At 38.2% G+C, this 24,871-nt stretch carries 18 protein-coding genes, 2 tRNA genes and 1 pseudogene; 16 read left to right on the top strand and 5 right to left on the bottom strand.

Annotation, left to right across the window (positions count from 1 at the left end; all coding sequences use genetic code 11):
* Positions 1 to 143 precede the first annotated feature (143 nt).
* The 4 genes from MCS_RS00165 to MCS_RS00150 all read left to right on the top strand — a co-directional run bounded on the left by MCS_RS00165 (position 144) and on the right by MCS_RS00150 (position 2,678).
* On the top strand, positions 144 to 866 hold the full coding sequence (locus MCS_RS00165) for an LbetaH domain-containing protein (RefSeq protein WP_004854219.1): 723 nt from the start codon (positions 144 to 146) through the stop codon (positions 864 to 866).
* Between the two features lie 71 nt (positions 867 to 937).
* Entirely contained in the window at positions 938 to 1,777 is an 840-nt protein-coding gene (locus MCS_RS00160; RefSeq protein WP_004854217.1) for a RecT family recombinase, read from the top strand.
* Between the two features lies 1 nt (position 1,778).
* Positions 1,779 to 2,402, top strand: a complete 624-nt coding sequence (locus tag MCS_RS00155; RefSeq protein WP_004854216.1) for a lambda exonuclease family protein — start codon at positions 1,779 to 1,781, stop codon at positions 2,400 to 2,402.
* Between the two features lie 72 nt (positions 2,403 to 2,474).
* A complete protein-coding gene (locus tag MCS_RS00150) occupies positions 2,475 to 2,678 on the top strand; it encodes a helix-turn-helix transcriptional regulator (RefSeq protein WP_004854214.1) in 204 nt (67 codons plus the stop codon).
* A gap of 99 nt (positions 2,679 to 2,777) precedes the next feature.
* On the opposite strand, the gene MCS_RS00145 is transcribed toward MCS_RS00150, so the two are convergent.
* Positions 2,778 to 2,853: transfer RNA gene (locus tag MCS_RS00145), tRNA-Phe, on the bottom strand.
* Between the two features lie 400 nt (positions 2,854 to 3,253).
* On the opposite strand from MCS_RS00145, the gene MCS_RS00140 reads away from it, so the two are divergent.
* From MCS_RS00140 to MCS_RS00130, 3 genes are all read left to right on the top strand, one after another.
* Positions 3,254 to 4,417 (top strand): phosphoserine transaminase, encoded by a 1,164-nt coding sequence (locus tag MCS_RS00140; RefSeq protein ID WP_024864284.1) that lies wholly within the window; start codon positions 3,254 to 3,256, stop codon positions 4,415 to 4,417.
* A gap of 399 nt (positions 4,418 to 4,816) precedes the next feature.
* Positions 4,817 to 6,106 carry an adenylosuccinate synthase gene (locus MCS_RS00135; RefSeq protein WP_004854211.1) on the top strand — a complete coding sequence of 430 codons (1,290 nt, stop codon included), beginning with the start codon at positions 4,817 to 4,819 and terminating at the stop codon, positions 6,104 to 6,106.
* Between the two features lie 233 nt (positions 6,107 to 6,339).
* Positions 6,340 to 7,767: a hypothetical protein gene (locus MCS_RS00130; RefSeq protein WP_024864283.1), complete on the top strand. Its 1,428-nt coding sequence runs from the start codon at positions 6,340 to 6,342 to the stop codon at positions 7,765 to 7,767.
* 151 nt (positions 7,768 to 7,918) lie between these two features.
* Here the strand turns inward: MCS_RS00130 and rpoH are convergent, their stop codons facing one another.
* From rpoH to MCS_RS00115, 3 genes are all read right to left on the bottom strand, one after another.
* Entirely contained in the window at positions 7,919 to 8,803 is an 885-nt protein-coding gene (gene rpoH / locus MCS_RS00125; protein ID WP_004854208.1) for an RNA polymerase sigma factor RpoH, read from the bottom strand.
* A 151-nt stretch (positions 8,804 to 8,954) separates the two neighbouring features.
* The gene (locus MCS_RS00120) at positions 8,955 to 9,959 is read right to left on the bottom strand and encodes an RluA family pseudouridine synthase (protein ID WP_024864282.1); all 1,005 of its coding nucleotides are present in this window, start codon (positions 9,957 to 9,959) and stop codon (positions 8,955 to 8,957) included.
* Between the two features lie 34 nt (positions 9,960 to 9,993).
* On the bottom strand, positions 9,994 to 11,424 hold the full coding sequence (locus MCS_RS00115; protein WP_004854205.1) for an aldehyde dehydrogenase family protein: 1,431 nt from the start codon (positions 11,422 to 11,424) through the stop codon (positions 9,994 to 9,996).
* 458 nt (positions 11,425 to 11,882) lie between these two features.
* Here MCS_RS00115 and MCS_RS00110 point away from each other — a divergent pair, with 458 nt between their 5' ends.
* Positions 11,883 to 14,414: a DNA translocase FtsK gene (locus tag MCS_RS00110; RefSeq protein ID WP_004854203.1), complete on the top strand. Its 2,532-nt coding sequence runs from the start codon at positions 11,883 to 11,885 to the stop codon at positions 14,412 to 14,414.
* Between the two features lie 759 nt (positions 14,415 to 15,173).
* On the top strand, positions 15,174 to 16,844 hold the full coding sequence (locus MCS_RS00105) for a PAS domain-containing sensor histidine kinase (protein ID WP_004854201.1): 1,671 nt from the start codon (positions 15,174 to 15,176) through the stop codon (positions 16,842 to 16,844).
* 2 nt (positions 16,845 to 16,846) lie between these two features.
* Here MCS_RS00105 and mscL read toward each other — a convergent pair whose 3' ends face one another.
* On the bottom strand, positions 16,847 to 17,260 hold the full coding sequence (gene mscL, locus MCS_RS00100; RefSeq protein WP_004854199.1) for a large conductance mechanosensitive channel protein MscL: 414 nt from the start codon (positions 17,258 to 17,260) through the stop codon (positions 16,847 to 16,849).
* 563 nt (positions 17,261 to 17,823) lie between these two features.
* On the opposite strand from mscL, the gene MCS_RS00095 reads away from it, so the two are divergent.
* From MCS_RS00095 to MCS_RS00060, 7 genes and pseudogenes are all read left to right on the top strand, one after another.
* Positions 17,824 to 18,912 carry a quinone-dependent dihydroorotate dehydrogenase gene (locus MCS_RS00095; RefSeq protein ID WP_004854197.1) on the top strand — a complete coding sequence of 363 codons (1,089 nt, stop codon included), beginning with the start codon at positions 17,824 to 17,826 and terminating at the stop codon, positions 18,910 to 18,912.
* Positions 18,913 to 19,050: 138 nt separating this feature from the next.
* A tRNA-His gene (locus MCS_RS00090) sits at positions 19,051 to 19,127 on the top strand.
* 476 nt (positions 19,128 to 19,603) lie between these two features.
* The gene (locus tag MCS_RS08555) at positions 19,604 to 19,900 is read left to right on the top strand and encodes a hypothetical protein (protein WP_004854195.1); all 297 of its coding nucleotides are present in this window, start codon (positions 19,604 to 19,606) and stop codon (positions 19,898 to 19,900) included.
* A gap of 231 nt (positions 19,901 to 20,131) precedes the next feature.
* Positions 20,132 to 20,395: pseudogene (locus tag MCS_RS08550) on the top strand (hypothetical protein); the annotation flags it as partial.
* Positions 20,396 to 20,538: 143 nt separating this feature from the next.
* Positions 20,539 to 21,276, top strand: coding sequence for a DUF6622 family protein (locus tag MCS_RS00070; RefSeq protein ID WP_244595989.1), 738 nt, complete (start codon positions 20,539 to 20,541; stop codon positions 21,274 to 21,276).
* Positions 21,277 to 22,172: 896 nt separating this feature from the next.
* Positions 22,173 to 23,576: a glutamine synthetase family protein gene (locus MCS_RS00065; protein ID WP_004854186.1), complete on the top strand. Its 1,404-nt coding sequence runs from the start codon at positions 22,173 to 22,175 to the stop codon at positions 23,574 to 23,576.
* A gap of 11 nt (positions 23,577 to 23,587) precedes the next feature.
* Positions 23,588 to 24,871, top strand: a complete 1,284-nt coding sequence (locus MCS_RS00060) for an NAD(P)/FAD-dependent oxidoreductase (RefSeq protein WP_004854185.1) — start codon at positions 23,588 to 23,590, stop codon at positions 24,869 to 24,871.

Here is a 24,871-nt window from a genome sequence, read left to right as displayed (position 1 = left end):
AACTTATGGATTGTCCAACCATCACACTTCAAACCGCAAGTGGAATAGAAAAAGTCATTCCTTGCGCAAAAATCACAGCAAAAGGAATTGGTGTGTTGTCTCAAGAGATTAAAAAACAAAGCATGCATTAAGAGAAATAAATCATGGAAAAAAAATACGAACTAACAGATGAAACAATTAAGTTTGATGGCAAAACTCTTCACCGAATTAAAGCATTAAGAGATTTTGATGATGTCAAAAAAGGAGATCTTGGTGGCTTTATTGAAAATGAAAGCAACTTATCGCATGATGGCAATTGCTGGGTCTATGATGATGCCAAGGTGTATGAAAGTGCTATCATTTTGCATAATGCCAAGATATTTGATGGCGCCTGTATTAGTGGAAATGCTTCAGTTTATTCTGATGCACAAGTTTACAGGCGTGCTGTTGTTTTCGGTAATGCCAAGGTTTCTGGTAGTGCACATGTTTTTGGTGATGCTGTTGTTCGCGGCAAATCTCATGTTTACGGTGATGCAGAAGTTTACAATGACGCACGCATTTATGGTGACGCAGAAGTTTTTGAGAATGCACGAATAAAGAATAGAGCCAAGGTTTACGACAATGCTCGTGTATATGGGAACGCAATAATTTGTGGTCCTGCTCTCATTTATAACAATGCTAAAGTTTATGGTGATGTCATTATATCATGCTCCAATTTCACGTATGAGGATGAAGTTAATTATGGAAATGTTGAGATTTTTGGAGATGCAAAAGTTTATGATAGTGCTCGCATTTATGACGCAGTCAAGATTTTTAGAAATGCCGAAATTCGTGGATTAGCTAATATTCGCGGAAACACGAGAATTCCTCAAGACATAAAAATTTAACAACCAACCAGCATTTTAAAACATGCGTGATTCACGCCACGGGGGAATTGCGCGCAATGGAGGAAATCAAGATGACAAATTCTACTTTTTTAAAAGAAATAGCAGAAAAATATGGATTTGATGCTGAAGAATTTCGAACCACAATCATGAAAACTTGTATTGGAGATAAAAATGCTAGTATCATCAAGGATGCAGAATTTGCTACTTTTCTTTTTGTTGCCAAAACTTATGGACTTAATCCTTTAACTAAAGAAATTTATGTATTTCCTAAAAAAGGCGGCGGCATGATCCCTGTTGTTTCTATCGACGGTTGGATAAAGATCATCAAATCAAATCCTAATTTTGATGGCATGACCTTTCAAGATCAACTCGATAAGGATGGGAAGCTCATTGCTATTAAATGTGCTATTCGTCTCAAAGGAATTAAAGACCCTATCGAAGTCACCGAATATCTCAAAGAATGCGCACAAGACAACAGTGACCCTTGGAAAAAATATCCAGCACGTATGTTGCGCCATAAAGCCACTATACAATGTGCTCGCTATGCTTTCGGGTTTTCCGGTATTTATGAAGAAGATGAAGCAAAACGTATCAATGAAGCAAACCATAACGTACAAACGAAGTTAGTTTCTTATGATGTGCTTACGCAAATCGAAGAATTAGTTAAAGAAACGGGGACAGATGAAAGTAGTCTTCTCTCCTATGCAGGAGTAGAAAAGCTAACAGATATGTCTCTTGAAAAAGCAGAAGAGGTTTTGGGACTTTTGGAAAAAAGGAAAAATTTTCAAAAAGAAAAAGCTTTACAATCCCTCCCAGCACAAAAGCAAACATACGTTCCTATACAAGATGCCGAGTATATTCACGTCCAAGATATAGAATATGCACCACAAGAACAAAGAACGGCGGTGTAAGATGGAACAAAGAACAGCAGAATGGTTTCAAGCGCGCTTGGGTAAAGTCACCGCATCTAATGTTTACAACATTATCAGTAAGACAGCAAAAGGATTGCCGACAAGCAAATATGAAGACTACAAAATGAAACTCATGACAGAGCGCTTAACAGGAGAAACAAGCCAATCCTATACAACATCAGCTATGCAATGGGGCATTGAACATGAGGATGATGCCTTGAAAGAATATGCCTTCATTTATGACACAGAGGTCACAAGGTGCGGATTTATCCAACATCCCACAATGGAAATGGCTGGTGCAAGCCCTGATGGGTTCGTTGGTGAAGACGGTTTAGTTGAAATCAAATGCCCACAATCAGCCAACCATTTACGATTTTTTATGGATGGCAATATCAAGCCTGAATATATTGCGCAGATACAATTCCAAATGGCGTGCACTGGACGTAAATGGTGTCATTTCGTAAGTTATAATCCACAATTTGTAGGGAGATCTACTCGTTTGAGAATGAAAATCAAACGCATACTCCGTGATGAGAAACACATTGAAGAGATCAATAAAGCTGTCGAAACCTTCTTAGCGGAAATAGATCAAGACATGAAGCAGATCTTGGCAAGAGCTGCTTAAACCTATGGGGGTGCTCTCTCCTCCCAGCACCCCCACCCATTTAGTTAATATAAAAAAGAGAAAGGTAATGAGATGATATTTGATGATGGAGATAGATATGTAACGACACGTGAGTGTGCACAGCTTTTTAGTGTATCCACAACAACGATTCGCAATTGGGTGCTTCAGGGGTTGTTTCCAGAGCCATATAAGATAGGGAGAGCAGTGAGGTGGAGAAAAAAAGAGATCTTAGTTTTCACTCCAAAGAAAAATAAGGAGCAAATAAGAACAAATTAGATAAAATTATATAAACTGTAGAAGGTGGTCTAAAAGGTGGTCTAAAAATGGCTGTTTAAAGAAAAAATCTATATATTTCAATATGCTGAAGAAATAAAATGGTGCCCAGACGCGGATTCGAACCACGGACACGCGGATTTTCAGTCCGCTGCTCTACCAACTGAGCTATCTGGGCACGTTTCACAAAACACGTGAAACGTGTGCGGTTATAACATTAAAATTTTCTCTGTCCAGTCATCAAAAGAAAAATAATTGATTTTTTATAAATTTATTCTTGTATTCCAAACGTTATAGTGGCTTATTTTTATAGAATCGACTTGCTAGGTATATTGTGATGCGTTAGTGTATTGATCATCAAGATGCTGTCTTATCGTGGCGATGGTGCGGAAAAATTCTTTCAAAGAATCAATCGGGAGGGATGTTCGTTGGGATACTTTCCACAAGGGTTCCGTGCATTTTAAGCTTACGAAATAAATAGAAAACATTTTTGATTTTTGTTTCAAGAGACTATTGGCAGAGTCTTTATAATAACTTGTTTTTTTTAAAGAAGGCAAGTCATCTAAAAGGGGAGAATAATGATAATGTTAAAAAAACCAAGCTATCGTCCAAATAATCCTAATTTTTCTTCAGGTCCTTGTAGTAAGCGACCTGGGTGGACTATTGAAGTTCTTAAAAATGCGTTAGCTGGGCGCTCACATCGATCGAGAGAGGCAGAAGCAAGGCTTGCAGAAATTATTGATTTAACCCGTGAGGTTCTTGAAGTTCCTTCTGATTATCGTATAGGGATCATTCCTGGTTCAGATACCGGTGCTGTTGAGGCGTCTCTATGGTCTTTATTAGGTGAGCGCGGCGTTGATATGGCTGCATGGGAAAGCTTTGGTTTTGGGTGGAACACAGATGTTGTTGAGCGATTAAAGCTTTCTGATGTGCGGCGCTTTGAAGCACCTTATGGTGAGTTACCAGATTTAACACAAATTGACTTTGATCGTGATGTGGTTTTTACGTGGAATGGGACAACTTCTGGTGTGCGTATTCCTAATGCAGATTTCATTCCAGATAAGCGAGCCGGACTAACAATTTGTGATGCAACATCCGCAGCTTTTGGGCAATATCTTGACTTTTTAAAATTAGATGTTGTTACTTTTTCATGGCAAAAAGTTTTGGGAGGTGAAGCAGCTCATGGTATGGTGATTTTAAGTCCTCGTGCTGTTAAGCGGCTTGAAAACCATGTTCCAACTTGGCCTATGCCTCAACTTTTCTATATGACGAAAAACGGAAAGTTGAATGAAGATATTTTTAAGGGGAAAATAATTAATACACCTTCTATGCTTTGTGTTGAAGATTTTCTTGATGGATTGAGGTGGGCAAAATCTTTGGGTGGGGGGCCGGCATTAAGGGAACGGGTTGAGAAAAACTTTGCTGTATTTGATGCTTTTGTTAGCAAAACACCGTGGTTGGAATATTTGGCCAAAGATCCTAAAGTCCGTTCTAACACATCTGTTTGTTTAAATATTGTGGATCCAGCTATTACTGCTTTGGATACTGAAAGGCGAGTGTCTTTTATAAAAGCAATAGTGAATCGTCTTGATGAAGAAGGGGTTGCTTATGATATTGGTTCGTATCGTGATGCACCTCCAGGACTTCGGGTTTGGACAGGCATAACAATTGAAGCTTCTGATCTTGAAATTTTAACACAATGGCTTGAATGGGCATTTCAGGTTGAAAAGGCGCAACTTTAAGGAAGTCTTGACGATTTTTAGAACGTATTTTTCAGAAAAAGTACGGGAAGTTATGATGAATTCTCGTATTTTTGCAGTGAGCAGATAGCTTTCAAATACTGCAGAGATTGAAAAAAGATTGTGGGGTAAGTATAAATGATTTGTCAAATTTTGTAAAAAATAGCATCAAAAAGTTTTAAATTTTTCTAATTGATTTATGTCAAAAATGACGGATAAAAAATGAAAAGACATTTTATATTTTAATATTTTTGCCAATATTATCGTGAAGCTTAGGATTCAATAACATGAAGATTGGGAAAAAGCTGAAATGAAGAGTCGCACTTGCTCCAAGGTTTCGTTATAAGGGAACGTTTGTTTTTAAATACTGGTTTTATTTGACCAAACACGACGGAGAAAGTTATGGCCAATGTAGTAGTTGTCGGTACACAATGGGGAGATGAAGGCAAAGGTAAGATTGTAGATTGGTTATCTGAGCAGGCTGATATTGTAGTGAGATATCAGGGAGGGCACAATGCAGGACACACATTGGTTGTTGATGGAGTGAGCTATAAATTATCACTTTTACCGTCTGGTTTAGTTCGTGGGAAGTTATCAATTATTGGTAATGGTGTTGTAGTTGATCCTCATCATTTTGTTGCAGAATTAAAAAAACTTCGTGATCAGGGTGTAACGATTACACCAGAAATTTTACGTATAGCTGAAAATGCTCCATTGATTCTCTCTGTACATCGCGATCTTGATGCAATCCGAGAAAGTAGTCTGTCGGGTTTAAAAATTGGTACAACAAAGCGTGGTATTGGTCCGGCTTATGAAGATAAAGTAGGGCGTCGTGCTATCCGAGTGATGGATTTGGCTGAAACTGATACACTTATGCCGAAGATAGAACGTCTTTTAGGACATCATAATGCGTTACGTCGTGGGATGGGTGTTGCAGAGATTGATTCTCAATCACTTTATGATGAACTAACGCAAGTTGCAGGTGAAATTTTACCTTTTATGGATTGTACGTGGCGTCTTTTAGATGAAAGTGATCGTATGGGAAAGCGCATTCTTTTTGAAGGTGCGCAAGGTGCTTTATTAGATAATGATTTTGGGACTTATCCTTATGTGACATCATCCAATACGGTTGCGGGACAGGCATGTACTGGTTCAGGTTTAGGGCCAAGTTCAATTCATTATGTTTTGGGTATTGCAAAGGCTTATACAACGCGTGTAGGAGAAGGGCCTTTTCCAACAGAGCAGATGAATGATATTGGTGAACTTATTGGAATGCGTGGGAAAGAATTTGGCGTTGTAACTGGCCGAAAACGTCGATGTGGTTGGTTTGATGCTGTTTTGGTACGTCAGATGGTAACGATTTGCGGTGTTCAGGGTATAGCATTGACAAAGCTTGATGTTTTGGATGGTTTGGATGAAATTAAAATTTGTGTTGGTTATGAACTGGATGGTAAAAAAATTGATTATTTACCCTCTTCTATGGGAGCTCAAGCGCGTGTAAAACCAGTATATGAAACATTGGAGGGTTGGAAGGAAGCGACAGCAGGTACATTGTGTTGGAAAAATTTACCAGCAAAGGCTGTCAAATATATACGCTATATTGAAAAGCTAATTAATACACGGGTGGCTTTATTGTCTACGAGTCCTGAGCGTGAAGATACTATCCTTGTTACTGATCCTTTTTCAGGTTAACCATTATTTTTAGATTTTTGTATAGGTTTTCGTTTTGTTTTTTCATATGAGAGAGATTTAAGGACAAGTGAGAAAAAAGAGTATTGTTTATTTTCCATATTCACCTTAAATTAAGCTGCGGCGATGGTTGTATCAATATATAAATGACGATGAATTGAGAAGGCTAAAATAGGAGCGTTTTTTGCCTTTTGGTTGAGATTTCTCTCCTCAGTTTGAGAAAGATTATAGAGGATATGATAGATTTCGTTGGAATCTTAAAAAAGGCAATTAATGCGCAAAGTAATGTTACACCATATGTGCGTGAGCGGATTTATAAACGAGCTATCGAAACATTAGAACAGCAATTTGCAGCAGCAACAATACCGCAAGCAGTGGTAGATGAGCAAAGAAAGATTTTGCAAAGTGCTATTGCAGCTGTTGAAGAAGAATATTTAGCGGTTGAAAAAGCATTGCTTTCTTCAGTCATTGGGTGGAAGACTGCAGGCATAGTAAAAAGTAATAAATGCATACAAGATTCTATGTTGTCGCAAGGTAATGATATTTTAATGGCAGCGACAAAAGAAAGCCAGCTCTCTCTCTCAAGTTTAAAGAACAACAAGGAATTTGATGCGTTTTCTGTATCAGCTACACCAGATGCAGAGCCTGTGAATATGGATACTCACTTGACTGCTCAGCATGTTAAAAAAAGCATATTAAAGGTTTCACCTTTAGCTCCTTCTGTGCAAACAGATAATACGCACATCGTTTCACATATTTTTTCTCAAGCTGTGCGTCGTGCGAATAAATCATCGATGCAAAGGCGTATTATAATAAGTGTTGCTGCTTTTGTTTGTTTTATCATTTGTGTGGTTTGCTTTTGTTTTGTTGCTGGACGTGTGTTTGTATTAAATGATCACCAGTTATTGAACGAACATGTTAAAGCTTCTCATAACTTGCCCAAGGAATTTTCTATTAATAGAAAGTTAACACAACGCTTATTAGAAGATGGGAGCGAAGTTGATGTCGGTTTAGATCAAGAATCAGGTTTTTCCAATGAGGAAGGATCCTCAACAGTTGTTACAACTAATTTGCGGTCAATGGAACAACAAGGTGAAGCTATATTGTATAAAGCACGTACGGATTATGAAGCAGAAAAAGTAGCAATGGGTAGTGCACATTGGACTCTTATAAAGAAGTCTCGCATAAAGGGTGCTCCAGAAGAATCGGCTATACAGGGTGATATAACAATTCCAGATGAGGGGTTAACATTAAGGTTAATTTTACGCCGTAATACCGATTTATCTTTCCCTGCTGCATATATTATGGATCTTATTTTTATTCCTTCTGATAAATTTTTAGGTCGGGCTATAAGTAATGTTCAAACATTAACTTTTAAGGCGACTGAACAATCTATTGGGCAAGCTTTAACAAGAACTGTTGCCGCAAAGATTGACGATAATTTTTTTCTTGTTGCATTGAGCGACAATCATCCATTCCTTGACAGAAATTTACAATTGATACGAGAATTAGATTGGCTGCGTTTGGTATTGATTGATAAAAAGGGACGTGTAAACGAGCTCACCTTTGCAAAAGGACCGATAGGCGAGTCTATCTTTAATGACGTTATTGGACAATGGCTTGTGCAATCAAACCAGCAAACAATTCTTGGTCAGAAAAAATAGAGTACTTATATGAGTAAGGTACAGTGCTATAGACAGTAGTTCACCGTAAAAAGGGTTAAGTAGTTTCCATTCAAGAATAAAAAGCCAATGCGTATAGATCTTTTGTTTCAAAAATGCGCAACACATTGGCTTTATAATCTCTTTGGGGATTTTATATCTGCCCTTGAGATAAAGCAGAAGCTTTAACGGAATGTTGTACTTTCTCAAACGCACGCATTTCAATTTGCCTTACACGTTCTCGACTGATGTTAAACTCACTTGAGAGTTCTTCCAGTGTCAACGGTTCATCTCTTAAACGACGCGCTTTGAATATATGCTTTTCGCGTTCATTTAAATTATCCATGGCACGTGTTAGCATGGAACGACGATTTTCTAATTCATCTTGTTCGATCAAAATTTGTTCTTGATTATCGGTGTCATCTATTAACCAATCTAGCCACTCGCTATTTTCACCTTCATTGGTACGAAGAGGCGCATTGAGGGAAGTATCACCACCAAGCCGGCGATTCATAGATACAACTTCGTTTTCTGTGACATTCAATCGGGTTGCAATTTCCTTAATTTGTTCTGCATTAAGATCACCACTGTCAAAGGCTTGAAGTTTGCTTTTTAATCTACGCAAGTTGAAAAATAAGCGCTTTTGATTGGCTGTTGTCCCCATTTTTACTAAACTCCAAGATCGCAATACATATTCTTGGATTGAAGCTTTGATCCACCAGATTGCATAGGTTGCAAGCCGAAAACCACGTTCTGGTTCGAAACGCTTAACAGCTTGCATAAGTCCAATATTACCTTCAGAGATGACTTCTCCAATGGGCAATCCATAACCGCGGTATCCCATGGCAATTTTGGCTACAAGACGCAAGTGACTGGTTACCAATCTATGCGCAGCTTTGAGATCATTGTGCTGACGATAACGCTGAGCCAACATATACTCTTCTTTTGGTTCAAGTACTGGAAAGCGATGAACTTCTTCTAGGTAACGACTCAATCCTCCGTCACCTATGGTTACTGATAGCAGATTCATTTGGGCCATATAGCACCCTCCTTTTTGTGTGAATTCCCTGATAAGGCAAATTCTGTTTTTAGACATTACATAAACATCTCTATAACCTTATCCTACCATAATTTTTAATTTTGTTCAAAAAGAGATATTTTATTGTGAAATCATGAGAGGGCGAAAAGTTTCAATTAATTTTTTTAAAATGATTAATAAGCTCGGTCATATCTTGGGGGAGAGGTGAGGAAAAAGACATAACTTCACCTGTCGCGGGATGTTCAAAGGTAAGGCTAGCCGCATGAAGTGCTTGTCGGTTGAATTGATCAATTACATTTTTAATGATGGGATTGAGCATATTTGATTTTGTTTTAAAAGCATTTCCATAAACAGCATCACCGATAAGAGGGTGTCCGATGTGGGCCATATGAACACGGATCTGATGTGTACGACCGGTTTCCAAACGACATTCCAGTAGGCTTGCAAAAGACGTTGCATCTGTGCAGGCTCCATATTTTTCCAATAGAAAAAGATGTGTAACGGCATGGCGTGCATGAGGATTTTGGCTATAAACAACCGCTTGCTTTGTTCGATTATGAGGAGAACGTCCAAGGAATGCATCAATTGTCAAAACATTACGACTAGGTGCTCCCCAAATCAAGGCACGATAACGTCGATCTAATGCGCTGGTACGTCCATGGTCAGAAAATTGGGCACTGAGACTTTTATGAGCAAGATCATTTTTAGCAACAACCATGACTCCACTTGTATTTTTATCGAGACGATGGACAATGCCAGGACGTTTAATACCGCCAATACCAGATAAACTATTGCCACAGTGGTAAATAAGGGCATTAACTAATGTGCCAGTCCAATTTCCATTGCCAGGGTGAACAACGAGACCAGCTGGCTTATTGATGACAATGACATGATCATCTTCAAAGAGAATGTCCAATGCAATGGCTTCACCGCTAGGTTTTGCCTCACGAAGGACAGGCATTGTCAATTCGATGATTTGGTTTTGTTTTAGTTTGGTTTTCGGTTCTTTTATGATGCGATTATCAATTTTCAAGAAACCTTCACGGATGAGGATTTGCAGACGTGAACGTGAGAGCATATTGTTATATTGTTTGGCTAGCCATTGATCCAGCCGTTGTCCAATAGCATCCTCATCCGTTATTTGTTGTGTCACGATATACGATTCCTATTAGGTTCTTAATAAGATTCTTTTACCAATATGAAATTGCTTTAGTATCTAAAAACTCTTCAATTCCCCACCGTCCACCTTCACGGGCGCGTCCAGAAAATTTCACGCCTCCAAAGTAACTTCCGCTGGGTAAACCGTGTCCATTAACTTCTACCATACCAGATCGTAGTTGTGCAGCAATACGACGACATTTATTACGATCTTGTGATTGTATATAGTTAGTGAGACCATAATCAGTGTCATTAGCTAAGGTTACAGCTTCATTTTCTGTGTTAAAAGGAAGAATCGAGAGAACTGGACCAAATATTTCTTCTCGAAAAATACGCATATGAGGTTTTACATCGGCAAAAACTGTTGGACGTACGTAATAACCGCGTTTCATTCCTATTGGTAAACCAGTTCCACCTGAGATAAGAGTTGCTCCTTCGTCAATTCCAGATTGGATAAGCTCTTGAATTTTGTCATATTGTTGTTTTGAAACTACGGGGCCAATATGATTTCCTGCTTGGTAGTTCGGCCCTACTTTTGTTTGTTCAGTGATATTTTTAGCTGTTTTGATGGCTTTGTCATAGATGGTTTGTTCCACAAGCATGCGTGTTGGCGCATTACAGCTTTGTCCACTATTATAAAAACAGTGTTGTACACCACGTTCAATAGCATCTGTATCAGCGTCGGCAAAGATAATATTCGCTCCTTTACCTCCAAGTTCTAAACAGACCCGTTTTAAAGTGTTACTGGCATTTTTAGAAATATCTTTTCCTGCTCTGGTGGATCCGGTAAAGCTAATCATTTCCAGGCTTGGATGAGAAGAGAGGTAGGAGCCCACATTAGCACCTTCACCATTAATTAAATTAAAAACGCCGGCAGGAAGGGCAGCTTCATCTATAATTTCAGCGAAGAGCATGGCAGAAAGAGGAGCTATTTCAGAAGGTTTTAAGATCATAGTGCAACCAGCCAGAAGAGCAGGAATAACTTTAAGAGTGACTTGATTCATGGGCCAATTCCATGGAGTAATTAATCCTACAACGCCAATAGGGTCATACTGGAGAAGAGCATGTTCATTTCCTTTTATTAAAAAGTCTCGGAACAAAAACTCTTTGTAAGCTTTGATAAAATTACGAATATGGTAACTACCGGTTGCCGTTTGTGCATTGCGCGCCATGTCAATAGGCGCTCCCATTTCCATTGAAATAGTTTTTGCCATATCTTCTGAGCGTTTTTCATAGATTTTTAAAATTTTTTCAATGAAGATAAGCCGTTCACTTGGTAAGGTTGTTTTCCAATTTTGGAAAGCCTCTTTAGCAGCGCTAATAGCTTTCTCTGTATCTTTTATGCTAGCAATACTAATAACGGCACAAGCTTCTTCTGTTGATGGATCTATAATATGAAAATCATGAGGAGTGCTTGGGTCATCCCATCGACCATTGATGTAAAATTTGCGCTTATTTAACATGACACACTCCCATTTCTTTTATTTTAGTATTGCTAAATTGTATACTATTTGAGCTCTTTATAACAAGGATAACAAAGAATAATCTTTTCAAAGGTAAAAAATTGAACAATTTTATGGCAATAAAAATGGAAAATTAAAAGAGCTTAGCTGTGACAAGCTTTTGTATTATTTTAGTCCATTAGTTTGTATGTAAAGGGAAGGAAAGAGAAGTATTGGCAGCTTTCTTTTAATTTCTATGATGAAGTTTTTTAACTAAGTGAAATTCAGTTGGATGACACAATGCATTCTGCACTTTATTCAATAAGGGTAAAGAGAGAGCATCATTAATAGGGATTATAGCGTTATTTTTTTGTTAAAAAATGGCAGCTAGCAAAAGGTTATTAACCTTCATATTATAGTCTCTACATATCTTTTTAAAGAGGCAATTATTTTCATTGCTATAAGGTTTGTTGGGTGTCATGCATAATTCGAAAACAAAGTCTATTTTTACATCTTCTTTTTCTGATGAGGAATTGGGAGGTGAATCAGAAAAAACATCTATCAGAATTTCTGAGATATTTCCTTATCCGGAAGTTTGGAAAAAAGCTTTTACTCTTGGTCAGAACGTACGTTTTACGCGAACGCCAGAAGTTGAGATTTTACGTCGTCGCATAGAAGAAGATCCAGTTTTCGCGAAACAACTCAAAATTTTTATGAAGAAAGAACGAAAAAATCCAACAGATATTATACACTATTACAAAGGAAAAAAGAATTCTTCGTTGACCAAAAGTATTATTCATCCTCAATCGGTTGAGAATAAAGCATCGATTTGTCATTCAACAGTTTTGGAGCAGTTGTCACGGCAAACTGTTTGTACTTCAATACAGGAAGATACAAAAAAACCTGAGTCACAGGAAAAAAGTGTAGCGCAAAAAACAAAACCTATGTGGCATCTTTCCGATGATGCATTTTTTGAGTGTGAGCCTTTTATGTTTGAACAGATCAGTTTCCAAGTTTCAGAAGAAGATATAACAGCAATTCATAGTACGAGTGATCAGATTGTGCCAGAAGATGCCTCTACTTTTGATGAGACAATTACTGCTCTTTACCGTGTTCTTGAATGTCGCTTTCCACAATTTTATAATTCCATACTATCAAAATCTCCAGAAGATATTCAGGAAACTGCACAAGTTTCTGATTTCAAGCATGTAAAAAATGATTCTGATAAAGCGATGCAAGTGCATCATTCTGTATTTCCTATAGAAGATACTGCTCATTCGTTATCTAATGAACCAGCTACTATAGCAGAAAAAAATGTCAGTAATAGTGTTAATTGTATAATAAAAGATACCGCAAAGAGTGTAGAAAATTCATCTGTGATGAAGCCAGCAGGAAAAATATTACAGGCTTCAAATAAACTGTTAGGAAGCCGCAATTCTGATCTTATCCAAAACTTTCAATCTTTTGACTATAACAGTTATGAATTTCCTCCGATCGATTTATTGCAGCGGCCTGTTTTTCATGAAGGAGCAGTGATCCCCCAAGAAACATTGGAATGTGGTGCTAGACTTTTAGAGAGCGTTTTGGGAGATTTTGGAATTAAGGGTGAAATTATTCACGTTCATCCGGGACCAGTGGTGACAATGTACGAATTTAAGCCTGCTGCTGGAGTGAAATCATCGCGGGTCATTAGTCTTTCTGATGATATTGCCCGTTCGATGTCTGCGATTTCCACACGTGTTGCGGTGATTCCTGGACGTAATGTTATAGGGATTGAGCTGCCAAATGCGGTTCGTGAAAGAGTTTATTTGCGTGAACTGATTCAATCAAATTCTTTTCGTGAAAGCCAATTTAAATTAGCTCTTGCGTTGGGGAAGGGAATTAATGGTGAGCCTATTATTGTAGAATTAGCAAAAATGCCTCATTTATTAGTTGCAGGAACAACAGGGTCGGGTAAATCTGTTGCTATTAATACCATGATCTTGTCAATTCTTTATCGCATGACACCAAAGCAGTGTCGTTTGATTATGGTTGATCCTAAAATGTTGGAGCTTTCTGTCTATGATGGCATACCACATCTTTTAACACCTGTTGTAACAGATCCTAAAAAAGCTGTAACAGCTTTAAAATGGGCGGTTCGTGAAATGGAAGAACGCTACCGCAAAATGGCTAAATTAGGTGTGCGTAATATTGATGGTTTTAATGCACGAGTCGCGCTTGCAGCAGAAAGAGGCGAAACAATCATGTGTACTGTACAGTCCGGTTTTGATAAAGAAAGCGGGGAAATTCTTTATCATGAAGAGGCGATGGATTTAACGCAGCTCCCCTATATCGTTGTGATTGTTGATGAAATGGCCGATCTTATGATGGTGGCTGGTAAAGAAATTGAAAATGCCATCCAGCGCTTAGCGCAAATGGCACGAGCTGCAGGTATTCATCTTATCATGGCAACGCAGCGTCCTTCTGTTGATGTCATTACAGGTACGATTAAGGCGAATTTTCCTACACGTGTTTCTTTTCAGGTAACATCAAAAATTGACAGTCGTACAATTTTGGGAGAACAAGGTGCAGAAACACTTTTAGGTCAGGGTGATATGCTTCATATGGTTGGTGGTGGGCGTATCGTACGCGTTCATGGTCCTTTTGTTTCTGATGAGGAAGTTGAGTCTATAGTTGCGCATCTTAAAGTACAAGGAAAACCTGATTATTTAGCAAAGGTAACGGATAGTGAAGAGGATAAAGAAGATGAGGACTCTGGTGTTTCAGTAGCCGGAATTGTGCCGGTAGAAAGTATTAATGAGGATAATGAAGAACTTTATATGCAAGCTGTTAAAATAGTTATGCGTGATAAAAAATGTTCGACGTCTTATATCCAGCGCCGTCTTGCAATTGGTTATAATAAAGCAGCTTCTCTTGTTGAACGCATGGAAGAAAAAGGCGTTGTGGGAGCTGCTAACCATGTTGGGAAACGTGAAATTTTACTGAAGGAATATAAAGATAATGAAGTGTAAAGGTAGTTATTTCAAAAGAAGTTGCTTGATTATTTTATGAAAACAGGTATTTCTTCATATTCGTTTTTACTGCGCAATTCAAAAATTTTAAAATGGAGAAAACAGAGTAGAAGTAAGATTTTGCATAGATTTCTATGGGTGATAGTTCAGAATAATACAAGGAAATATTGGAGATTCTTCGGTATTGTTATATTAGCTAGAATATCATAAATTATGAGAGGAAAAATGACTTTTGTTCTCTCCTTATATTATAAAAATATTCTTTGGTCAAATTGGTATTGTAGCATATTTTGGGTTTTTCTGCTATAGAATATATGTTCAAATAGCTGACTGTGTTTAGGAAAGTAGAGAATTGTAAGAGATTAAAAAGTGCGTAATATGGGATTTTATTACGTAGGATGGTTTAAAATGCTACACTGATTTTATGTAGTTTCTATCGATATTTTTTGTTTAGATGAGATATTTTTGTTGGAAGATTCGTCAGAAAAAATATTTTTCTATTGCTGATTTGTGTGATGCAACAATGTTGGTTACAGTTATAGATAAATAGGCAACTATGCTGGAGGCCATTTCTAATTTTTGTTTTGTTCAAAAAAAACAGCCAAAATTCTGCTACAGACAAATGATAGTCAAATGTCAGTCAGAATTATTTTGTCTATAGCAGCTGTTTATACACAAGATGATATTGTTTGCTTAGCGGTAGAACCTGCGCGTTTTTGATTTTATGCGTGCCATTAAAACGCAAATGAGTTGGAGAGTATGCAAAAACATTTTCGTTTTACGCCAGAGCTTTTGCCACGACGTTTTACTTGGAAAATAGATGAAAATGGCCGATTTTTTGAAGTTTCAAAAGAATTAGCTGAAATTGTTGGACCTGTATCTTCCTCTATTTTAGGTTCTCATTTTTATGAACTTGCTCGTCGATTTCATGATGAGCAATATCAAGTTCTTGGTGGTTTTATTGAAGAAGTTATGCCTTGGCGTGAGCAGATAGTTCAATGGCCGGTTGATGATTCTCCAGAGCGGCTTAATGTTGAATTATCTGCTTTGCCGATTTTTGATGCCAAACAGCGTTTTAAAGGTTTTCGTGGTTTTGGCATTTTGAAGATGCAAGAAAAAATACAGAAAAGAAGAGATGAAAAATCGGAAACAAAGATGTCAAATCTTTCGGAGATAGAACGTTCAGCTTTTCGTGAGATTGCAGAACGATTGCGTAGCGAATTGGATTTATCGGTAGAGTGTGAACATTTGGTTGAGGAAACGGAAGTTCATGTGCCCTATGCACAAACATTGCCGGAAGATATTATAGAACAAGCTTTCATAAAAGAACCAGCGGTGGTTTTATCATTGTTGGATACAGCCACTGATGGCATTTTATGGTTAAATAAACAGGGTTTCATCCAATCGGCTAGCCGGGCTGCTTTGGTATTAACAGGCTATGAGATTAATGAATTGTTTGGGCAGCCATTATCATCCTTATTTACTTTGCAAAGCCGATTTTTGGTAGAAAAATATTTTGAGTTGATCCGTGTGAAGGGGAAAAATCAGGTTTTTAATCGTGGAGAGACAGCTAATTTAATGACAAAAAATCATAAGAATATAAAGGTTTCTATGATGATTTTACTTTTAGCACAACAAGACAGTTATGCTGTTATGTTGCAGGATATGACAAGGGCTATTTTCCCTTTGGATAAAGCAGAAGAAAATAAAATGGCTGGGGTTGTTCATGAAATGCGAACACCTTTAAATGCTCTTATTGGTTTTGCAGAAATTATGAGGGATGGCCGTTTTGGTTCAATAGAAAATGAGCGTTATCGCGGGTATTTACGTGATATTATCTCATCTGGAAAACATATATTATCTCTTGTTAACCAATTGCTTGAGTGTTCAAAAGCCAATTATTTTAGTTCCAATAGCCAAAGCAATACATCCTTTATAGCTGAATCATTTGATGTTATATCTTGTTTGCGTGCGAGTATGGCTTTTCTTGAAACGCAAGCGAATCATAATGGCATTATTATGCGCATCGTTGCACCGGTTCATGTACCTTTTATTTGTATATCGCAACAAACATTTAGGCAGATTATATGGAATCTTCTTTCCAATGCCATTCGTTTTACACCATCGGGTGGACAAATTATTGTTCACGTTTCTTATAGAAAAAAAGAAAGTGTGAAGATTTCAGTAAGTGATAATGGTGTAGGGATGAGTGACCAAGAAATTGTGCAAGCACTAAAACCTTATGGTCAGGTGGAGCGCAAAGATGGGCGATCTGGTGACAGTGTTTTTGTCGGAACGGGTTTAGGGTTACCAATGTGTAAGACTATGGTAGAAGAGAATGGTGGACAATTTTTGTTATTCTCAAAGCCCAAACATGGAACAACTGTAGAGATGTTTTTTCCTGTGCTCCATAGAGATGACCACGCATAAACCTATTTTTTCTTCGCTAACAAATCTCTAATTTCTGATAAAAGTTGTTCCTCCAGAGACATTTCTTTGGTTTGTTTCTCTTCTTCTTGTTTGCGACGTATTTTATTCATGCCTTTCATAAATAGAAAAAGGACCCAAGCAATAATAATAAAATTAATAAGTAAAGTGATAAAATTTCCATAACTAACAGTTGCACCGGCTGCTTTAGCGGCGCTTAATGTAGCTTGTTTTTCACCAGCAAGTTGAATAAACATGTTAGAAAAGTCAATACCACCCGTAATGAGACCAATGATTGGCATAAAAATATCGTTGACAATCGAATTGACTAAACCACCAAAAGCCCCTCCTATAATGACACCGATAGCGAGATCAATCATATTGCCTTTTAGAGCAAATTCTTTGAATTCTTTAAACATTGCATTTTCCCCTTTGTGTGTAAGCATAGTAATTTTAACTATGGCTTCTCATGAAAAAAGAAAGAGCAGTTTTTATTTTCTTTTAGCGTTATTTATAAATATTAAAATTCCTTTCTAAAGTATATAACCTATTCAGAAACTTAAAAGGAGCTTTGTACTCTTTATATATAAAAGCATTTCATAGAAATACTTTTTATAAAATCTGTCAGTATTTTTTCAACGAAAAGAGTGAAATTGTGTTTGAATTATAAAATGATTTCAAAATTTTTTTATGAGAATATGTTCAAAGTAAAGAATCTATTTTATAGCTTATTTATTGATTATGTTGACAGATTGTTTCAATTTTCGATGTTTAAACAATTGCAAAAAAATTAAAAACAGAAGGTTTTTTTTATTAGGGTTTATAAACATAAGCATGATTGGTTATTGATGATATTATAAACTTTCTTGCAGGAAGAGAAACATTCTTATTTATTATGCTATACCATCTTTATTTTCGGTCTTTTGTGTTAAAGAATTTATGTGAGAGGCGAAGGATTGTTTTATATCGTGGAGAAAGATTGATGAGTTTTTTTCGTTGTATTGGGCGTTCGGCTTTTTTCATGTTAGACCCAGAGCGTGCTCACCGTTTAGCGATTGTTGGTTTGAAAAGTGGATTGAACAGTTGCCAAAGAGTCTTTGATAGGCGTTTGTCTATGACTGTTGCGGGTCTTGAATTTGAAAATTTTGTTGGTCTTGCTGCTGGATTTGATAAGAATGCAGAGGTTGTTGACGCTGTTTTTCGTTTAGGATTTGGTTTTACTGAGATTGGTACAGTTACGCCAAAACCTCAAATTGGAAATCCCAAGCCACGGCTTTTTCGCTTAAGAGAAGATGAAGCAATTATTAATAGAATGGGTTTTAATAATGATGGACATCACATCGTTTACAGTAGGCTTCACGCGTGTAAACCGCTTGGCATTGTAGGGGTTAACATTGGTGCTAATAAGGATACAGTCAATAAAATTGACGATTATATTGCTGGCATTGCTTGTTTTTACGATGTTGCTGATTATTTTACAGTTAATATTTCTTCGCCTAATACACCGGGTTTACGTGATTTACAGGCACGTGACAGTTTACATCTTTTGATAAATGCGCTTTCACAAGCGCGGAATGAACAAAAGAAAAAACATGGCTTTTCCATTCCACTTTTTTTAAAAATTGCACCCGATTTATCAGAAAAAGAATTAGATGATGTGGCTGAAGAAGTGAAACATTCAGATTTTGATGGACTCATTATTTCCAATACCACTCTTTCGCGTCAAGGACTTACGGATAGGGTATTGTGTGATGAGAAAGGCGGGCTTTCTGGACGGCCACTTTTTGAGCGTTCTACTATTGTACTTGCAAAAATGCGACAAAAATTAGGGAAAGAGATTGCAATTATTGGTGTTGGTGGCGTAAATGATGGACAAACAGCTTTAGAAAAAGTCAAAGCTGGTGCAGATTTAATTCAATTGTATAGTGGAATGGTCTATGAAGGACCAGATCTTGCCATCACAATTCTGAGAGAAATTTTGCAGCTTATGCAGAAAGAGGGTGTTGATACTATAAAGACATATCGTGATAATCGTGTTGAGCATTGGGCAAATCGCACGCTTCCTTTGTAGAAACTCTTTTTCTTGATAAAAAATGTGTGATTTTTTTAAAGGGGCTTGCAAACTCTTCTGATCTTCCTTATGTCACACAGACAAAGAGTAATTGTTTACACAAGAAGTAAAGAGTTATTAAACGTTGGCATTGTTTATGCGGTTGTAGCTCAGTTGGTTAGAGCGCTGGTTTGTGGCACCAGAGGTCGTAGGTTCGAATCCCACCAACCGTACCAAGAGCGACGTCATTTCTGCACTAATCGGTGGTTTTGTGCCACTGGCCCAGCGCATATGGGAGCCTGAAAATATGCTGTCATGTGACTTTCTAGTGTCCTCCATGAGATTGAAGCCGGAAATCTTGAGGCGGCGGTAACGCATTGTTGCAAAGACAACCCCTGGCCAGGGGTTGGTCATCCGATTATGCAACGAGATGTCCGGGTTGATTTTTTTTCACGCTTTTAGGCGCCTATGCGCCCCTTCAGTTCGCTTGCGCGATCTATTTCGGACAATACAGGACTGCAACCCAATGTCTATTTTCTAATTGCAAGCACCATGGGCAAACATCGGGCTGCTCCTGAGCTGGGATTGTTGGCTTTTTTCGTTTGTCTCGTATGCCGATACTTCTCGCGCACTATCAAGCGCGGTTTAACTCTCATTCCTTTGGTTTATCATCAAAGGATTTAAGAGAAAAATATAAAAAGGTCCCCCAATCATGGCTATAAAGCATCGTACCGAGCCAAATTTCTTGGGTATATGTCAGAGTATTACTTTAACTGCACCGATGCGTGCTTGCGGGCAAATCGATATTTCTCACTGGGATTTAGCCCATAACTATTTGAAACAGGGCTTGTTACTCGAAGTCTTGCATCAGTTTCCAGTTCAATTCGCTACCGTGGTGGCTAAAAACTCGGATCTCACTTATCGCTATCTCCCTGTTATGGTTGAACAGTTTTTCTCTACCACCCATTTTAATAGCGATCGGTTACGCGTTGAAGGACAAACGCATTAATGAGGCATACCGTATTCACTGTAAGGCCAGCCCGTACGACAATGGCATGGCCGTTATTGCGCAGGCAATCATCATTGTCAGTAAGATCTGCTTTCCTGACTCGTGTTCTGAGAAAGTCGCTCTTCCATTACTAGGCGATTTATGTAAGATTTCCTTCGTAACCGGAGATTCTTATACTTTTCCTTTAATGCGCATCACCCGCTTTTTGAGGAACATTTCCCCTCCCGCGCCGTATGTCCTGGTTCACTATTGATTGAGATGGTTCTGGCTTTGGCCACGCAGGGTAGGGCGAAAAATATCGCATCTGTTGCGCTGAAAAAAGTAAAGTTCATTGAGGCAGTTTATCCGGGAGATACCTATCAGTTGACCATTAAACAGGATACAGAGTGTGAACCGGGTGGCGTTTTTTATATTCATACGGAAACTAAAAAACGAAGCACTTGCGGTAAGTTTTCTATCAAATATAAAAAGGAGGATGCGCCATGTTTAACATAATAATCTCTTTTATTCCGTGGAGTATTTACTCCTGGGTTATCAATAGAAACGTTTTAACTCTGGTCGAACGCTCTCTCATCTTAACTGTGATTTTATTGTCCATTATTGCTGTGAATATTAAAATTGTTTGACAGGGAGAACCCGTGATGATTACGAACATTCTGACAGTTATTGTCCTGTTTGTTAATTATCTCGCTGGATGGTCTACACTTTTACTGAACTACCCCACAGTTTTTTGCTATCTGTCATTTGCTCTGGTTTCATTGATGAGCTTGCTGGTAAAGAAACCCTTTATCATTTTTATGCCAGTGCTGGTGTTTCTGAAGAAAAACGCAAACATATCCTATTTTATCGCATCAAACATCATGGAGCATAATATGTCATTGTTTAACATTCTGACTGGAACCCCTTTATGGGCCTGGATTTTGCTTATTTTTCTCATCGCGAGGGGAATAATCGCATTGAAAGATAGGGAAATGAAGGTTTACCGCCTTTTTCTTTTGCCGTTAGTCTTTCTTTTTTTGGGCGCAAGCGATGTGATTAAAGAGCTGGCCTTCCCACGCTGGGGAGCAATCTCAATGTTGGCGGGGCTGATGATCGGCGTTGGCGTTGGCTGGTTGCTCTGGCGTGCTACTCCGCGTTTAAAAATCAAAGAGGGAACGGATTTCATTATTCTGCCTGGTACGCGGTTGACGCTGACATTTATTCTTATCGCTTTTGTCATAAAATTCACATTGATTGTTTTTCTCAAGGTTGAACCTGATTTGAAATATGCATTTGATTTTAACCTTCTTTTGGGACTTTTAAGTGGGTTCACTGGTGGTGTGTTTTGGGGCGGCACATTAAATTTATATATAGCATTTCGAAAGAATCCAAGTTAATCCCTATACCATTAGATGTGGGTGCTTCTCATCAGAACTATCTCAATAGAAGCTTATACCTAACAACAACGCTGCATACAAACGCAGCGTTGCCTCATAGTTTCAGATTTTTTTGTCCCAGCGCGTGAATACGTGACGGGAGTGATATTATCTGACTATGCCCCCCTTGGAGGCAGAGCGAGCCTAAAGGTTTAGAATGCTATGAGTTTAAGCTAGCTTGACTTTGAGCAGATGGTTTATCGCTAATGGTAAATCATTTTGTTTTACGATTCAAAAAGAGGATAGTGATGGTCTCATTGGCATAGGTGGGCAAGAAAACTCTTAGCTTGGCAATGCGTCAACAGTTTGTAGAACTATGTTGTGGAACCCATACGCAAAGCGGTTGCTATGATGGCATGATGCTTTTGTCAAGCATTATGATATGGTAGGAACCGGTGTTTAAGGGTGCAACTGCAGTCACTGTACGACCCAGTAGCATTACGTCTGAGTATTTAGGAGCGGCAGACTCCGTACAGGCTACGCGTACAAATATGTGAAGCACGCTTGCGGGAATCAGTGTGTCATTATTGCGTTGTGCACGCAACTCTCTAGCTAGGACTTCATTGGTAAGGCTGTTTTTTGAAGCTGGTTGTAATTATCTGTGTGTTTTTAAAGAGAACGTTAGCACCGATGTATCGCGTGCAGTACCAGTTTTTCATTTTGTTGTCATAATAAGCAATTTACAATAACACATGGGATCTTTTGCCCCGCTTTTTCCTTTGTGGAAGTAGTGGTATTCTTTAAAATTAAATTGATAAAGTTTTTGCATGGCATTCATGCATGGAGTAGTATCATCAAAGTCGTGCTTGATTATTTTTTTGAGTTTGTGCATTAGAGTTGTGAAGAATGGTAAATAAATGAAAAGTAAAGCTTCAAAGCCTGTTTTTGATTTTCTCAAAAATTTACGTGGTGTAAACAATTGGGAGCAGGTTTCGCAGTGGCTTGCTTTCCGAGATGTAGAAGATATTGAATGTATTACACCTGATCAAGCGGGTGTAGCTCGTGGCAAAATGATGCTTTCTAAAAAATTTACATCAGAGACATCATTAGCATTGCCTTCAGCAGTTTTTATGACAACAATTTCAGGAGATTATCCTGAAGATGGTCGTGGTTTTGAATATCCAAAAACAGATGGTGATTTACGTCTTGAGCCTGATCTTTCTACATTGAGCATTGTACCGTGGGAAGAGGCTCCTACTGCACAAGTGATTTGTGATCTTGTGTATCAAAATGGGCAGATTGTTGATTACACGCCAAGAAATGTTTTACGAACAGTGATTGATTTGTACACGCAAATGGGATTAAAGCCTGTTGTTTCACCAGAAATTGAATTTTATCTGGTGCAAAAGAATCCTGATCCTGATTATCCTTTAGTTCCTCCGGTTGGTCGTTCTGGGCGTTCGATTGGTGGAGGGCAGGGGTATTCAATTGCTGGTGTGAATGAATTTGATGATCTGATTGATGATATTTATCATTTTTCGGAGGCACAGGGATTGGAAATTGATACGCTGATTCATGAGGAAGGGGCTGGTCAATTTGAAATTAATTTACGTCATGGTGATCCGATTGAACTCGCTGATCAAGTTTTTATGTTTAAACGCACAATTCGTGAAGCGGCGCTTAAGCATAATATGTATGCAACTTTTATGGCTAAGCCTATTCAAGGACAGCCAGGCTCTGCTATGCATATTCACCAATCTGTTATTGATAAAAAAACAGGTATGAATATTTTTACACAGGAAGATGGCGAGGAAAGTATCTATTTTCGTCATTTTATTGGTGGATTACAAAAGCATATGGCAGGGGTGTTGGTGATGCTTGCGCCTTATGTAAATTCTTATCGACGTCTCATGCCTGATATTTCAGCACCTGTTAATTTGCGATGGGGATATGATAATCGTACTACGGCTTTCCGTGTACCACGTTCTGCTCCCCATGGACGGCGTGTTGAAAATAGGCTTCCTTCGTCAGATGCTAACCCTTATTTAGCTCTTGCAGCTTCTTTAGCTTGTGGTTTTATTGGGTTACAGAAGAAGCTTGAACCAGATGAGCCAACAACAAATAATGTGAATGCTGATGATATTGAATTACCGCGTGGGCTTATTGAGGCTGTCAACTTGTTTGAACAAGATACAGAGATACGTGCTATTCTGGGAGATGTATTTGTAAGCACTTATGCTGCAATCAAACGACAAGAGTTTGAAACTTTTATGGAAGTAATTAGCCCATGGGAACGCGAATATCTCTTGCTTAATGTTTGAGTTTTATCACGATGATTGAGTATAATCCGATTTCTCCAGGAATTTCTTGGTATGAAGATACTTTAGAAGAACGCCCCTCTTATCCATTTTTTTGCGAAAAGATACAGTGTGATGTGGTTGTTATTGGGGGGGGATTTACAGGGCTTTCGGCTGCTTATCATTTAGCGAAGGCTGGGGTGAGTGTTGTTTTGTTTGAGGCTTCGCGTTTTGGAGATGGTGCTTCAGGGCGCAATGGTGGGCAATTGGGGACAGGTCAACGACAATGGGTAGAAACGCTAGAGAAAAACTACGGTTTTGAGAGAAGTAAGGCATTGTTTGATTTAGCTGAAGAGGCCAAAAGAAATATTTTATCTTGGTGTAAAATGTCTGATTGTCAGAGTGATTTTATGGCAGGGCATTTTTCTGTTATCCATAAAAAACGTAAAATAGCATCCTATCAACGGCATATTGAGGTAATGCAACGTTATGGCTATGATGGTCTCACTTTTATGGAGAGAGACGAAACAGCTAAACGACTTGGCTCATCTTTTTATTATGGTGGCATTTATGATGCCAATACTGGGCATATAAACCCTTTAAAGTTGGTTATTTGGTTGGCACAAAAGGCAGAAAATGCTGGTGCTCAACTTTATGAAAAGACACAAGTAACTGCGGTAAAACGTGAGAATGGTCATTGTGTGGTGATGACAGAACAAGGGAGTGTGTTGGCAGAGCATGTTTTATTAGCTACAAATGCATATAAACTTGGTCTTCAGCGTTTTATTGAAAAAAAGATTGTTTCTATTCGTTCTTATATTGGAGCAACTGAACCATTGCCAAAGCAGAATTCAATTCTTCAGGGTGGTGAATCAGTAGATGATTCCCGTTTCATGGTTCGCTATTTTCGCAAAAGCATTGATAATTGTTTATTATTTGGTGGGGTAGAAAGTTATGATGATAAGCATCCAACGAATTTAGATACACATATACGACGACAGATTACCGAAATTTATCCTGATTTACATTCTATAAATTTAACCCATCGTTGGGGTGCAACGGTTGCAATTACGGCTGAACGTATGCCTTATGTTCGCCAACTTCTTCCCAATATAACATACTGTGGTGGTTATTCGGGACATGGAGTGATGCTTGCTCCTTTTATAGGAAAATTATATGCTGAATGGTTAAGTGGAAAGCGTGAGCGCTTTAGGCATTTTCAGGATTTAAAGATTTCCTCTTTTCCTGGTGGAAGGGTGTTGCGTTACCCCCTTGTCTTTTTAGCAATGCATTGGTTTTCTTTGATGGATCGTTTTTAA

It is taken from the genome of Bartonella doshiae NCTC 12862 = ATCC 700133 (genome assembly GCF_000278155.1).
Classification (GTDB): domain Bacteria; phylum Pseudomonadota; class Alphaproteobacteria; order Rhizobiales; family Rhizobiaceae; genus Bartonella; species Bartonella doshiae.
This window is presented reverse-complemented; position numbering and strand designations above follow the sequence as displayed.

Bases quoted from the DNA above. Each gene is read 5' to 3' on its own strand.
- MCS_RS00165 (WP_004854219.1), top strand. From the start codon at position 144: ATGGAAAAAAAATACGAACTAACAGATGAAACAATTAAGTTTGATGGC.
- MCS_RS00160 (WP_004854217.1), top strand. From the start codon at position 938: ATGACAAATTCTACTTTTTTAAAAGAAATAGCAGAAAAATATGGATTT.
- MCS_RS00155 (WP_004854216.1), top strand. From the start codon at position 1,779: ATGGAACAAAGAACAGCAGAATGGTTTCAAGCGCGCTTGGGTAAAGTC.
- MCS_RS00150 (WP_004854214.1), top strand. From the start codon at position 2,475: ATGATATTTGATGATGGAGATAGATATGTAACGACACGTGAGTGTGCA.
- MCS_RS00140 (WP_024864284.1), top strand. From the start codon at position 3,254: ATGATAATGTTAAAAAAACCAAGCTATCGTCCAAATAATCCTAATTTT.
- MCS_RS00135 (WP_004854211.1), top strand. From the start codon at position 4,817: ATGGCCAATGTAGTAGTTGTCGGTACACAATGGGGAGATGAAGGCAAA.
- MCS_RS00130 (WP_024864283.1), top strand. From the start codon at position 6,340: ATGATAGATTTCGTTGGAATCTTAAAAAAGGCAATTAATGCGCAAAGT.
- rpoH (WP_004854208.1), bottom strand. From the start codon at position 8,803: ATGGCCCAAATGAATCTGCTATCAGTAACCATAGGTGACGGAGGATTG.
- MCS_RS00115 (WP_004854205.1), bottom strand. From the start codon at position 11,424: ATGTTAAATAAGCGCAAATTTTACATCAATGGTCGATGGGATGACCCA.
- MCS_RS00110 (WP_004854203.1), top strand. From the start codon at position 11,883: ATGCATAATTCGAAAACAAAGTCTATTTTTACATCTTCTTTTTCTGAT.
- MCS_RS00105 (WP_004854201.1), top strand. From the start codon at position 15,174: ATGCAAAAACATTTTCGTTTTACGCCAGAGCTTTTGCCACGACGTTTT.
- mscL (WP_004854199.1), bottom strand. From the start codon at position 17,260: ATGTTTAAAGAATTCAAAGAATTTGCTCTAAAAGGCAATATGATTGAT.
- MCS_RS00095 (WP_004854197.1), top strand. From the start codon at position 17,824: ATGAGTTTTTTTCGTTGTATTGGGCGTTCGGCTTTTTTCATGTTAGAC.
- MCS_RS08555 (WP_004854195.1), top strand. From the start codon at position 19,604: ATGGCTATAAAGCATCGTACCGAGCCAAATTTCTTGGGTATATGTCAG.
- MCS_RS00065 (WP_004854186.1), top strand. From the start codon at position 22,173: ATGAAAAGTAAAGCTTCAAAGCCTGTTTTTGATTTTCTCAAAAATTTA.
- MCS_RS00060 (WP_004854185.1), top strand. From the start codon at position 23,588: ATGATTGAGTATAATCCGATTTCTCCAGGAATTTCTTGGTATGAAGAT.